Below are 12400 nucleotides of genomic sequence, written 5' to 3' on the forward strand. Positions count from 1 at the left end.
TGAACAAGAGCTTCTCCCCACATAAGGTTCGCCTCCGGATGCCCCACATCCTTCTCCTTGCCTTCAGCCTGCTGCTGGCCCTCGCTTCCTGCACCCAGGACGACCCCGCAGCCGACGAGCCAAGGATGCCCGGCATGCCCGAACAGCCAAGAGGACCCTTCGAACGGACGGTACTCATCTATATGTCGGGCGAGAACAACCTCAGCTCCTATATTTCACAAGAACTGGTAGAACTGCGCCAAGGCTCGAAAGGAATAGGCAACAACGCCCTCGTGGTATATGTGGACGACGCCAAGACCTATTACGACGACAACCGGCAGGTGGTGCCCCATCTGCCCTACGTGCTCTGGATTCAGAATGGAGAAACCGTAGATTCCATGACCCTCGAAGCCGACTACCTGTCGTCCGACCCGCAGACCATGAGCCGCATACTCAACTACACCTCACAGTACTATCCCGCCAAGGAGTACGGCCTCGTGCTCTGGGGCCATTGCTCGGGATGGATCGTGGAAGACTCCCTTTCCGCTTCTACTACTAAGGCAGGCGCTTCCCTTCAGGCATCCGCTTCCCTTCAGGCCCAGCAGGCAGGCGAGGGTACAGGCAGTCGCCGCGCCTTCGGCATAGACAACGGGCAGAACCAGTCGTCGGTAGTAGGAAAATGGATGAACCTCTCAACACTCGCATCCGTACTGCGCCAATGGCAGCACCTCAAATTCATCTTTGCCGACTGCTGCCAGTTCCAATGCATAGAGAGTGCCTACGAACTGAAAGACGTGGCCGACTATATCATCGGTTCGCCTGCAGAAGTGCCAGCCGAGGGAGCACCCTACGTCACCCTCACCAAGGGACTCTTCGAACCGTCCGAACATTTCTACCAGACCATCGCCGACGCCTATTTCAAGCAGGTCAATCAAACCACCGTTTCCAACGGCGGATGGGACGGCATCTCCATCAGCGCCCAAACACCCATCTCGGTCGTCAAAACCGAACATCTGCCACAACTGGCCCTGCAAACCAACGCCGCCCTGCACTCCTTCCTCCCCCTGGACGCAGGAGGCTATCCCTCCATGAAGGGACTCATATACTATCGCGGCGACGTCAACAACCAGCGCGAAAACGTGATGTACGACATGAACGACTTCCTCCTCCGATATGCCGACTCACAGGCCTACCTCAGCTGGAAGCAGGCCTACGACCAGGTGGTGGTCTATCGGCTATATTCCAGAAACGGGTGGATGACCGCCGGACAGGTTTCTCCCTCGGTATTCAAGTACCTTTCCGACGAGCGTTATGGTGGCGTCAGCATGTTCGTGCCCCAAAACTCCTGGAACTCCTGGTACCTGCCCTACACCCTCTACGGCGTCAATTTCGAAGGCTACAACGCCAGCATCAAGCACACCGTCTGGTACCACGCCGCCGCCCTCCACGACTTCAACGGCTGGTAAACCAGATTCATAGTTCATTAACTTTCGCAAGCTCCGCTTGCCTTGAAGATAAAGGGAGACAGAAGGAGACAGAAGGAGATAGAAGGAGACAGAAGGAGACAGAAGGAGATAGAAGGAGATAAATGACAATAGTTTTTCTGCAGAATTACCACAGATGGAGTAATGTCCTCTATCTTCTGCCGCTGAAAAGCGGCTATCTACCTCTATCTACCTCTATCTTCGTAATATGCGAAACTTGAATTATTCCAATTTCTTTCCCGCCAGCCAAAAAGAAACTTGTTTAATTCGCGTTACCGGCTATTACAACCTTGATTTTTGAAATGCGATGCTCGTCCATTTCAACCATTTCAAACTTCAAGTTCTTGAATTCCAGTATCTCGTGGGCAACAGGAAAGTCACCCTTCAACTCAAGCATCAGGCCCGCCAGCGTGTCGGCATCACCCTGGACATCCTCAAACAATTCGGCGTCCAGATTCAGAATCTTACAGAAGTCCGACAATAGCGTCTTGCCCTCAAACACAAAAGTAGTGGGCGACAGGCGCACAAAGGTCTTCTCCTCCTCGTCGTATTCGTCGTTTATCTCGCCCACAATCTCCTCCAGAATGTCCTCAAGCGTAACCAGTCCGCTCGTGCCGCCAAACTCATCAACCACGATGGCAATATGAACCTTATTCTCCTGAAAGTCGCGAAGCAAATCGTCAATCTTCTTCGTCTCGGGAACAAAATAGGGCGGGCGAATCAACGACTGCCAACGAAACGTAGAAGGCTTAGACAAGTGGGGCAGCAGGTCCTTAATATAAAGAATGCCGCGCACCTGATCCATCGAGCCCTGATAGACCGGAATGCGCGAGTAGTTGTTCTCAACCACACACGCCAGTACGTCCGAGAATTGAGAACGGAAGTCGAGCGCCACAATATCCTGCCTACTGGTCATCACCTCCTTGGCCGTCTCGTCACCAAAGCGAACAATACCCTCCAGCATGTCCTTCTCTTCCTTCAGCTCGTCCTTGTCGGTCAGTTCAAGCGCCTGCTCCAAGTCGTCCATACTCAAGGCGTGGTTCTCCTTCTGAACAACCTTCTCGGCCAGAAAACCGGAACGTATCAGAATCGTGGCCAAAGGATAGAACATCCGGCGGAGCGATATAATGGTTCCTGCAAAAGTGCGGCAAACTGCCAGGGCATGCTGAGCGCAATACACCTTAGGCATGATTTCGCCAAACAGAAGCAGCAGGAAAGTAAGCAGAACCGTAATCACGATAAACTCTACCCAATAGGCATTACCAAAGCTTACCGTATGGGCAAAGAAATAGTTGCAAAGCATAATGATGGTCACATTCACCAGATTGTTCGTAATAAGAATAGTGGCCAATGTGCGTTCAGAATCCTCGCGAAGCATAATGATACGGGCGTCGGCTTCGCTCTTCCCTTCATCGAGTTCGTTCAGGTCGGTAGGCGAAAGTGAGAAAAAGGCTATTTCCGATCCCGAGGCAAAACCCGATGCCAGTAGTAATAAGGCTGCAAGTGTGATAGAAATGATGGCTCCAAGGGAAGGAGCCATAAAGTCAATTTCGTTGAGTAGTTCTAAAAGATAGTCCATTTTAAATCCTCTCGCAAGTCTGAGACTTTAGAATGGCAGCTCCTCGTTATCGTTGGCCGAAAAATTATTGGCACTTGCCGAAGTATCGCCTGCCTGAGCGCTACCTGCCTGGGCATTACCAGTCGGATTGCTGCCGGCAGAAGGAACTGCGGCGGCAGAAGGAGCACCATTGCCCTGACTGGCAGGTTTAGGCGAAAGCAGTTCCATATTGTCAGCCCATATCTCGGTATAAAACTGGCGCTTGCCCTGCTTGTCGTCATACGAGGCATAATGAATGCGGCCTTCTATATAAATCTTGTCGCCTTTATGAACATAACGCTCTACTATCTCGGCCAGCTTCCTCCACAGAATCACGTTGTGCCACTCCGTACGGTCGGGCACCTGCGTACCATTCTGAAGGGTATAGCCACGCTCGGTGGTGGCCATCGTCAGTCGGGCTACTGCCTGTCCCTGGTCAACATAGCGTACTTCAGGATCGCGTCCAACATTACCTATCAGCATTACCTTGTTCATAATCGGCTACTCCTTATTTTTTTTTCTTATTCCTTTTCCTACTTGTCTGCTTCCTACTTGTCAGCTTCCTTCTTATTGTCCAACCATATCCTTGGCCATACCCATATAGCGGAACTTGAAGTTCTTTCCTTTGGCAGAAGGGAACTGGCTGCGGTCGTCAACACGCTGGCGCAAATGTTCAACAATACGGTTGTAGCAGTCAATACCCGAAATAGCACGTACCACAGCCACGAAATGAGTGTCGCGATACTGGAACTTGCCTGTGCCGGGAACCATCTGTACACGCTTGAAGTCGATAGTGCCCTCATACCATCCGTCACGCTCCTCGTTCAGTTTCATTACCGTACTGTTAGCGCGGCCCTTCTCATTATTGGGGGCAGGGCGTACGGCACGCTTCTCCTTGAAGTCGGCCATAGTGGCTGCTTCGGTCTTGATGATAATAAAATATACGCGTGGACGAATCTTATAGCGTTTGGGGAAAAATACATCGCTGGCAGCATATTCACGAATATCGTTTTCCAAATCTGGGGTAATATCTATTTCGCCAATACTGCACAAAAAATCCAAAGCTTCATCGGCAGAACTAACCAATGTTTCTTTGTCGAAATACCTTAAATATAAATTCATATTGAAGAGTACGATTGATGTTTTCCTATATAAACAAAAAAAAGAGCGGAAAACGGGACTCGGACCCGCGACCCCAACCTTGGCAAGGTTGTGCTCTACCAACTGAGCTATTTCCGCAACTTATAACAAAAAAATAAAAAAGTGAAGAGGAGGAGACTCGAACTCCCACGTCGCAATTGACACTACCCCCTCAAAGTAGCGCGTCTACCAATTCCGCCACCTCTCCAACATGAGAGTTAATCATGTTGAAAAAAGAGTGCCCAGAACAGGACTCGAACCTGCACGCCTCGCGGCACACGCACCTGAAACGTGCGCGTCTACCAATTCCGCCACCTGGGCATTTTACGAATGAACCCTCGTTCAAACGCTCTTTGTTTCAAAATGTGGAGCGGAAAACGGGACTCGGACCCGCGACCCCAACCTTGGCAAGGTTGTGCTCTACCAACTGAGCTATTTCCGCATTATTTTCAAAGAAATTCAAGTTTCTTAGGCATCTCTCTCGATTGCGGTTGCAAAGGTACTACTTTTTCTCAAACCGCCAAAACTTTTCTAATTTTTTTTTGAGAAAAAGCAGAAACTTACAGGCACTCCCCACTCAATATACATTATTATATATAAAAAGTGCTAACTGGTAAAGACATTCAATATATTTTTTTGTACTTTTGCAGAGTCAAACAAAATTTGCTCGTTTTGGAAAAGAATAACGAATAATACTTATGAAGAAGTTTACTATATTGCTGGCCTTGCTGATGGCCTTTCTTGCTATTGGTTCTGTTGATGCACAACGGTCAAAGAGTAGTCGGCGGAGTAAGGCACGTACCCACCGCGTGGTGAAGAAGAAAAAACGGAAGGCCCCTCAACGGCCGCCTACTATTCACGAAAACCCTTACGTGATGTGTGAGGATACTTGTGGGCACGTTCACGGAATCGATATGAGCCATTATCAGGGTGAAGTGTTCTGGGAAACGGTGGGCGACAACAGCAGGATGGCTTACGTCTATCTGAAAGCTACCGAAGGCGGCGACAGAATTGACTCCCGATATGAAGAGAATATCGAACTGGCTCATCGCTATGGGCTGAAAGTGGGCTCGTATCATTTTTTCCGTCCAAAAACGGATTTGGTGAAGCAGATGGCCAATTTCCGTACCCAATGTCTGCCTGGCGAACAAGACCTTATCCCCATGCTCGATGTGGAAAGCACGGGGGGGCTCGACTCGGAGGAGTTCTGCGATTCTCTGTTCCGCTTTCTGGACATGATGGAGGCTACTTATCATCAGAAACCTCTTATATATACTGGAAGAAATTTCTACAACAAGCATCTTGTGGGAAAAATTGACGACTATCTGTTGATGATTGCTATGTACACCGATGAAGAGCCAGTATTGGCCGACGACCGCGACATCTGTCTCTGGCAATATACGGCCAAGGGTCGCATCAACGGGGTAATAGGCTATGTGGATAAGAGTAGGTTTATGGGCAGTCACGGCCTGCGCGAATTGAAGTATAGGCGATAACTTTCCTGCCTATTAATAATAGGCATCCATCAGATGCCTATTTCTGCTGAACCGAAGCAACGGTGGTGCTGTTCGTCATAAACCACGCAGAACTGTCCTGGTGCTACGCCGTGAATGGGTGCGTCTGCATGCACGATAAAACCTTCTGAGGTGGTTTCGAGTGTGGCTGGCAGATAGTCGGGCGTGTGACGGATTTTGAACGTGATGCGATGGGGTAGGGATTCATCTTCGTGCAAAGGTGTCAGGTAGTTGAAATCGTGGATAGAGAAGTTCTGCTTATAGGCCGTTTGCGGGTCGTAGCCATGACTAACGTATAGAATGTTCTTGTCAACATCTTTCTTTACCACAAACCAAGGACCGCCGCCAAATCCCATTCCCTTGCGCTGGCCTATGGTGTGGAACCACAATCCTTTGTGCTTTCCAATCAGACGGCCCGTTTCCAGTTCAATCACATCGCCAGGCTGTTCGCCTAGGAAGCGGCGGATATAGTCGTTATAATTTATCTTTCCGAGGAAACAAATGCCCTGCGAGTCCTTTCGCTTAGCGTTTACTAAATGCTCGCGCTCAGCTATTTGGCGTACTTCGTCTTTTACAAAGTGGCCTATGGGGAAGAGGGCTTTTTTCAGTTGCCAATCGCTAATCTGAGCCAGAAAATCGGTCTGGTCCTTTACCGGATCGGGACTGGTAGTGAGCCATTTGCGTCCTTCTTCGTCTATTTCTGTCTGCGCATAGTGACCCGTGGCTATCAAGTCGTAGTCGTGTCCTCGCTTTTCGTGGAAGGCTCCAAACTTGATGAGTCGGTTGCACATCACGTCGGGATTGGGCGTCAGGCCAGCTTTCACTTTTTCCATCGTGTAGCGTGTCACCTGATTCCAATACTCCTTATGACAATCGACAACCTCCAGTTTGCATCCGTATTTATGGGCTACGGCCGTGGCCATTTCCATATCTTCTTCAGATGTGCAGTCCCATTCCTCATCCTCTTCCGGACCAATCTTGATATAGAAACAATCGGGTTTCTGGCCCATTGAGGCAAGCTCATGAACAACTACGGCACTATCTACGCCGCCCGACAACAATACTGCTATACGCTTATCCTTGAGGTTTTCTTTCATTCTAATTCCTTCTACCAGTCAATTCACCAGATTTCTCTTCTATCAGTCAATTCACCAGACTTTCCTTATACCAGTCAAACAATTGCTGAACACCATCTTCAATTTCCACCTTGTGGGTCCATCCCAACTGATGAAGTTTTTCAACATCAATCAGCTTGCGCATCGTTCCGTCTGGCTTAGAACTGTCAAACTCGATGGTACCTTCATAACCTACCGACTTGGCTACCAGTTCTGAAAGCTGGCGGATGGTCAGTTCCTTGCCTGTTCCTACATTAATATGGCAATTGCGAATCTCGCCTAGTTTAGGAATGGCGCCTCCTCGCCCTGCGCTATGATTCCTGTCAACGGCTCCATCGGTGGTTGCTCCGTAATGAACGCTTGAGTATTTCTCTATGCCGATGATGTCGCTGAAGTTGACGTTCAGCAGCACGTGGACGGAAGCGTCGGCCATATCCTCGCTCCAGAGAAATTCGCGGAGTGGGGTACCGGTGCCCCAAAGGACCACGCGATTGCTGTAGATACCGTATTTCTCTAAAACCTTCAGAATCTCTTCTTTCGAAGCATTACCTGTCACTCCTTCAACCGGTCGCTTGTTCAAGTCAATAGCTATCTTTTCCCACTCGCCATCGTGAATCAGTTTGGCCAGATACACCTTACGCATCATGGCTGGCATCACATGACTGTTCTCCAGGTGGAAATTGTCGTTAGGACCATAGAGGTTGGTGGGCATCACGGCAATATAGTTGGTACCATACTGCAGGTTGTAGCTCTCACACATTTTCAAACCGGCTATCTTGGCGATGGCATACTCCTCGTTGGTATATTCCAAGGGCGAAGTGAGCAGGCAATCTTCTTTCATGGGTTGTGGAGCATTCTTCGGGTAAATACAGGTTGATCCCAGGAATAGAAGCTTTTTCACATGATGAGCAAATGCTTCGCTAATGACGTTGCATTGGATTTTCATGTTCATCATGATAAAGTCGGCACGATACAGGCTATTGGCCATAATGCCGCCTACGAAAGCTGCTGCCAACACGACGGCATCTGGCTGTTCTTCGTCAAAGAACTTCCTGACTGCCACCTGATCGGTAAGGTCCAGTTCCTTATGTGAACGACCTACGAGGTTGGTATATCCTCTATGTAGTAAATTATTCCAAATAGCGGAACCCACAAGTCCGTGGTGTCCCGCTACGTAGATTTTAGAATCTTTATTCAGCATTCCTTTGATTCTCTCTTTATGTTCCTTTGATTCTCTCTTTCTGTTCCTTTAGTTCTCACCCGAGAATTGCTTGATTCGTTGCTCTTCCGAAAGCTTGCAGATGAGTAACGTATCATCATGCTCGGCAACGATATATCCGTCTAGTCCTTGAACCACTACTTTCTTTTCTTGTGTGGTATGAACGATAGTGTCGTGGCATTCTACGAGTTGTACGTCTGTTCCGATAGCAGCATTGCCGTAGAGGTCGCGTTTCGATTGGGTGAGTAGTGAGCCCCAAGTGCCAAGATCGCTCCATCCGAAGTCGGCAGGACAAACAAATATCTCTTCAGCCTTCTCCATAATAGCGTAGTCAACGGAAATGTTCTCGCAGGTTGGGAATTTCTCGTTTACTATAGCTTGCTCTTCCGGCGTTCCGTAAACGGGTAGCATCTGTTCGAAAATCTTTGCCATTCGAGGCTGGTACACTCGGAATGCGTTCACAATAGTGTTTACGTTCCAGATGAATATACCTGCGTTCCAATAGTAGTTGTTCTGTTGAATATACTCCATAGCCGTCTCAAGGTCGGGCTTTTCGCGGAACGAGTCAACTCGGTAGATATTCTTGTTGCTTAATGATGAAGCTCCCAAGTTAGCCTGAATATACCCATAGCCGGTTTCAGGACGTGTGGGTTTCATGCCCAAGGTGACGATGGCGTCACTCTCGCCGGTATAGTTCATACAAGATTTAATCACCCGGCGGAATTCTTCTACATCCATCACGATATGATCAGAGGGAGTCACCACAATATTTGCCTTTGGGTCCTTCTTCTTGATGCGCCACGAAACGTAGGCTATACAAGGGGCTGTGTTCCTACGGCAAGGTTCGCACAATATATTCTCTTTGGGTATCGAAGGCAGCTGCTCAGCCACGATGTCGGCATATCTGGCATTTGTTACTACCCAGATGTTCTCGGGTTCAACAAGCGTTCCGAAGCGTTCGACGGTAAGTTGCAATAGTGTCTTACCCGTACCCAACACGTCTATAAACTGCTTGGGTCTCTCGGAAGTACTCATAGGCCAGAAACGACTGCCTACACCGCCTGCCATGATAACAATATGATTGTTTATTCGAGCCATAGTTGTTTGTTTTAATGTAATAATCGGCAAAATTATACAAAAAAAACGAATATAACAAATAAATAGATAATTTTATGTTATTGGGCACCTATCACAACATTCGTGTTTCCTGTAACCTCGGCATTATTGCCACCGCCATAGACGTTGCCCCGGATATCGACTCCAAGAACGGTATATTTCTTGTAGTAGGTCGTTCCTTCTTCGGCCAAGCCTGTAGCTACATCATAATTGTTTCCATTGCGGATGTAGTAGCCTTTGCCAGTCAAACTAGTACTTGTGGCAACAGGTACCGCCATATAGATGTCGTCTCCTACGAGCGTACCTAATTACATAATTTTATATAATTAACACTATTTTTTTTGATTGAGTTTTTTGAAAGAAAACTTACTCCTATATTTGTGTGTTAATGGAAATGGATAAATGGTGCAAAAAGTGACCAATTTTGCCTTGGTTTTACGTGCTTAATCGGGCCCAAAACTCGCGTCAAATTCACCAAACGGAAAGTGGTCGGAAATACGCTAGTTTTGACGAGTCTTGGTTTCTTTTAGAACTGTTTGATTATCAAGATGTTGTGTCTATATTGGTAATCTTCTGATATGCCTCTGTTGTAGAACTTCTATTATGCTGCAATGGGACTTCTGCTATACTGCAACCACCGTTCAGTTGCAATGCAACTACCATTCAGTTGCAATGCAATTACCATTCAGTTGCAATGCAACTACCATTCTATTGCAGTATAGCGGACATTGAGTTGTACTTTAACGATTTTAGTTGAGTACTTCGAGTCTTATTTGTATTTTCGATTGACTTTGGTTAATACTTATTGTTAATCTCAGTTGACTGTTGTTGTTGCTTATTTATGATATCAGTTGACGATGTTTGTTTCTATTCACAAATTAGGTTGTGCCCCAAAGTCGTCTGCAAAGCTACACAAATAATTTCATGCAGCCAAGCTTTTGATGGCCTTTTCTCTGTAGCTTGTCCACTTTTTCTTCAGTTCTCCCGTGCAGAGCGCCGCTTCTGCAGGCGTTCTCCAGTCAAGACTCATATGCGGACGCTCGTTGTTGTAGAAGTCGATGGCAGCCTTCAAAGCCTTCCTGACCTCCTGTATTGAGAAGAAAGACATTCCCTGAAGCAGCTCGTTCTTGACGATGCCGTTGACACGTTCTGCCACAGCATTGTCCTTTGGGTCTCCACATTCGGTCATGCTGATCTTAATGTTGTGTTCTCTCAAGATGTCCGTATAGGCGTAGCTTGCGTACTGTACGCCACGGTCAGAGTGGTGAATAAGATCAACATCCCGTCTGCCTCCAAGCCGGCCCAATGCCATTTCCAGGGCTTCGATGGCAAACTTGGCCTCCAATGTCTCGCCTACGCACCAGCCGATAATTTCCTTTGTATAGTAGTCTGTCACAAGCGACAGGTAGCAGAAGTCGTATTCGCCCGTCTGGGCATTCAGATAGATGACCATATAGGTGATGTCGCTCACCCACAGCTGGTTGGGACGCAGCGGGATGAGTTCCTTCACCAGGTTGGGGTACAGGGGCAGGTCGTGGTCGGAATCGGTCGTCTTAGCGCGACGCTTGCGCTTACGCACCTTCAGGTTATACTTCTCAATGATATCATAGAAACGGTTGTAGCCTACGCTGTGGACGTCGCCGAACTCCTTCCTGTACATCTGCCAAAGCTTGCCGCCGCCGATGCCGCGGTCCTTCTGACGGATACGCTTGACATACTCCACGCAGAACGCCTCCTCCGCCAACTTGCGAAGATCCGTGTCACCATGCTTATAGTAGGCCTGGGTTGACACACCAAGCAGCTTACACTGTGACGTGACGGGGTAAGCCTTCACGTCGCGGGTGTATAGCCTACTGACTACTTGGTGCCAGCTTTTTTTAAGTCAATGCCATATACCTCCTTGCCGAAGGCTACCATCTCCTCATAAAAGTCGGCACGCAACTTCTCTTGTTTCAACTCACTCTGAAGACGGGCTATCTCTGCCTGCAGCTTCTTGTAATCATCAGGGGTTACATCCTTACGTTTCTTCATTTGAACAACTAATTCTGGGTTTTCGGCCTCAAAGGTACGAAGATATTGGTAAACTGTACCATGACCCAAACCTGTTTTTTTCATAACATCCTTAAGGGGAAGGTTCTCTAAACGATAAAGCCTATACACCTCTTGTCGCAAATGAACACGATCCATACTTGAACGAAGATAATCCTTACTTGTTTTCATCACTTTCTGTAATTTAGGTGTCAACCTTATTTACAAAAAGACAAGTTATGGTGAAAAACAAGTGCTATTTCACTATAGCAGTAAAACTATTCCAATCATATCAAGAAAAATGCGCCAAAATATGCATTTTAGGATATAAAAACGGAAAAAAGTGGTGAAATTGATTCTTTTTCGCTTCAAGCGATGGGGTAAGAACACATAATGAGGAGCAAAACGAAGGGTTCTCCGTTCTAGATTGAGAATTTTATTTGTCTTGATTTTCGAAAAAAATAAAAGGAAAAACAAAAAATAGAAAGGTGGAAAAAGAGGAGAAAAAGACTTTTCCAAACAACAGAATCTTTTCCCCCTCTCGGCCAAAGGATGCTTGCTAAGCAAGCCCCCCATTAATTATTCTCTTTGAGAATTTTTTCTATGTTTTACCACCATCCAGATGATTGCCAGAAACAGTAGGCCAAAGATAGTATAAACAATATAGTGATTGTACTGTTCGATAGTGGCTTCAAGTTCGTTTTCGGGCACTACGGCATGCATGTACCATCCCATTAGGGCCAGGATAGAGTGCCAGGCACCTGCGCCAATCGTGGTGTAAAGAAGGAATTTCCAGTAGTTCATACGAGCCAGACCGGCTGGTAAGGAGATGAGATGACGAATACCGGGAATGAGTCGGCCCGTAAGGGTTGCTGCGATACCATGTTCATCAAAATAACGCTCGCTCTTCTCAACCTTCTCCTGATTCAAGAGACACATCTTGCCCCAACGGCTGTTGGCAAACCGGTAGATGACAGGACGTCCCACATAGAGAGCTACAAAATAGTTGATGGAGGCACCAAGATCGGCTCCGATAGTGGCAAAGAGTACTACCAGAAAAACATTGAGCGAACCGCCTGCTGCATGATAGGCTGCAGGAGCTACAACTAATTCAGATGGCACGGGGATGACGGTACTTTCCAATAGCATGAGCAGTAGGATGGTACCGTAGTTCAGGTTATTAAGTAAAGATGTTATCATATTCAGTT

12 protein-coding genes and 4 tRNA genes are annotated in these 12400 nt (G+C 47.5%); 2 read left to right on the forward strand and 14 right to left on the reverse strand.

Going from position 1 to position 12400, the window contains the following annotated elements; all coding sequences use genetic code 11:
• Positions 1-134 precede the first annotated feature (134 nt).
• The gene (locus L6475_RS04745; RefSeq protein WP_237822996.1) at positions 135-1445 is read left to right on the forward strand and encodes a clostripain-related cysteine peptidase; all 1311 of its coding nucleotides are present in this window, start codon (positions 135-137) and stop codon (positions 1443-1445) included.
• A gap of 280 nt (positions 1446-1725) precedes the next feature.
• Here the strand turns inward: L6475_RS04745 and gldE are convergent, their stop codons facing one another.
• From gldE to L6475_RS04780, 7 genes are all read right to left on the reverse strand, one after another.
• Positions 1726-3042: a gliding motility-associated protein GldE gene (gldE, locus tag L6475_RS04750; RefSeq protein WP_237822998.1), complete on the reverse strand. Its 1317-nt coding sequence runs from the start codon at positions 3040-3042 to the stop codon at positions 1726-1728.
• Positions 3043-3069: 27 nt separating this feature from the next.
• Entirely contained in the window at positions 3070-3555 is a 486-nt protein-coding gene (locus tag L6475_RS04755; RefSeq protein WP_237823000.1) for a single-stranded DNA-binding protein, read from the reverse strand.
• Between the two features lie 72 nt (positions 3556-3627).
• Positions 3628-4182: a hypothetical protein gene (locus L6475_RS04760; RefSeq protein WP_237823002.1), complete on the reverse strand. Its 555-nt coding sequence runs from the start codon at positions 4180-4182 to the stop codon at positions 3628-3630.
• Positions 4183-4226: 44 nt separating this feature from the next.
• A tRNA-Gly gene (locus L6475_RS04765) sits at positions 4227-4299 on the reverse strand.
• A 25-nt stretch (positions 4300-4324) separates the two neighbouring features.
• Positions 4325-4408 (reverse strand) — tRNA-Leu (locus tag L6475_RS04770).
• A 31-nt stretch (positions 4409-4439) separates the two neighbouring features.
• A tRNA-Leu gene (locus L6475_RS04775) sits at positions 4440-4521 on the reverse strand.
• Positions 4522-4566: 45 nt separating this feature from the next.
• Positions 4567-4642: transfer RNA gene (locus L6475_RS04780), tRNA-Gly, on the reverse strand.
• A gap of 256 nt (positions 4643-4898) precedes the next feature.
• Between L6475_RS04780 and L6475_RS04785 the strand changes: the two genes are divergently transcribed.
• Positions 4899-5696 (forward strand): glycoside hydrolase family 25 protein, encoded by a 798-nt coding sequence (locus L6475_RS04785; RefSeq protein ID WP_370641659.1) that lies wholly within the window; start codon positions 4899-4901, stop codon positions 5694-5696.
• A gap of 29 nt (positions 5697-5725) precedes the next feature.
• Here L6475_RS04785 and mnmA read toward each other — a convergent pair whose 3' ends face one another.
• The 7 genes from mnmA to L6475_RS04820 all read right to left on the reverse strand — a co-directional run bounded on the left by mnmA (position 5726) and on the right by L6475_RS04820 (position 12398).
• Positions 5726-6811, reverse strand: a complete 1086-nt coding sequence (gene mnmA / locus L6475_RS04790) for a tRNA 2-thiouridine(34) synthase MnmA (RefSeq protein WP_237823004.1) — start codon at positions 6809-6811, stop codon at positions 5726-5728.
• A gap of 46 nt (positions 6812-6857) precedes the next feature.
• Positions 6858-8030, reverse strand: a complete 1173-nt coding sequence (locus L6475_RS04795; protein ID WP_237823006.1) for a GDP-L-fucose synthase — start codon at positions 8028-8030, stop codon at positions 6858-6860.
• Between the two features lie 48 nt (positions 8031-8078).
• A complete protein-coding gene (locus L6475_RS04800; RefSeq protein WP_237823008.1) occupies positions 8079-9146 on the reverse strand; it encodes a mannose-1-phosphate guanylyltransferase in 1068 nt (355 codons plus the stop codon).
• A gap of 77 nt (positions 9147-9223) precedes the next feature.
• Positions 9224-9442 carry a hypothetical protein gene (locus tag L6475_RS04805; RefSeq protein ID WP_237823010.1) on the reverse strand — a complete coding sequence of 73 codons (219 nt, stop codon included), beginning with the start codon at positions 9440-9442 and terminating at the stop codon, positions 9224-9226.
• A gap of 644 nt (positions 9443-10086) precedes the next feature.
• Positions 10087-10998, reverse strand: a complete 912-nt coding sequence (locus L6475_RS04810; protein WP_237820994.1) for an IS3 family transposase — start codon at positions 10996-10998, stop codon at positions 10087-10089.
• 23 nt (positions 10999-11021) lie between these two features.
• A complete protein-coding gene (locus L6475_RS04815; protein ID WP_237820996.1) occupies positions 11022-11384 on the reverse strand; it encodes a hypothetical protein in 363 nt (120 codons plus the stop codon).
• A 387-nt stretch (positions 11385-11771) separates the two neighbouring features.
• Positions 11772-12398, reverse strand: a complete 627-nt coding sequence (locus L6475_RS04820) for a DedA family protein (RefSeq protein ID WP_237824019.1) — start codon at positions 12396-12398, stop codon at positions 11772-11774.
• Positions 12399-12400 lie beyond the last annotated feature (2 nt).

This window comes from Prevotella sp. E9-3, from assembly GCF_022024015.1.
Taxonomy (GTDB): Bacteria; Bacteroidota; Bacteroidia; order Bacteroidales; family Bacteroidaceae; genus Prevotella.

What these genes read in the sequence shown, in the direction of transcription:
- L6475_RS04745 (WP_237822996.1), top strand. Translation starts at nt 135, where the DNA reads ATGCCCGAACAGCCAAGAGGACCCTTCGAACGGACGGTACTCATCTAT.
- gldE (WP_237822998.1), bottom strand. Translation starts at nt 3,042, where the DNA reads ATGGACTATCTTTTAGAACTACTCAACGAAATTGACTTTATGGCTCCT.
- L6475_RS04755 (WP_237823000.1), bottom strand. Translation starts at nt 3,555, where the DNA reads ATGAACAAGGTAATGCTGATAGGTAATGTTGGACGCGATCCTGAAGTA.
- L6475_RS04760 (WP_237823002.1), bottom strand. Translation starts at nt 4,182, where the DNA reads ATGAATTTATATTTAAGGTATTTCGACAAAGAAACATTGGTTAGTTCT.
- L6475_RS04785 (WP_370641659.1), top strand. Translation starts at nt 4,899, where the DNA reads ATGAAGAAGTTTACTATATTGCTGGCCTTGCTGATGGCCTTTCTTGCT.
- mnmA (WP_237823004.1), bottom strand. Translation starts at nt 6,811, where the DNA reads ATGAAAGAAAACCTCAAGGATAAGCGTATAGCAGTATTGTTGTCGGGC.
- L6475_RS04795 (WP_237823006.1), bottom strand. Translation starts at nt 8,030, where the DNA reads ATGCTGAATAAAGATTCTAAAATCTACGTAGCGGGACACCACGGACTT.
- L6475_RS04800 (WP_237823008.1), bottom strand. Translation starts at nt 9,146, where the DNA reads ATGGCTCGAATAAACAATCATATTGTTATCATGGCAGGCGGTGTAGGC.
- L6475_RS04805 (WP_237823010.1), bottom strand. Translation starts at nt 9,442, where the DNA reads ATGGCGGTACCTGTTGCCACAAGTACTAGTTTGACTGGCAAAGGCTAC.
- L6475_RS04815 (WP_237820996.1), bottom strand. Translation starts at nt 11,384, where the DNA reads ATGAAAACAAGTAAGGATTATCTTCGTTCAAGTATGGATCGTGTTCAT.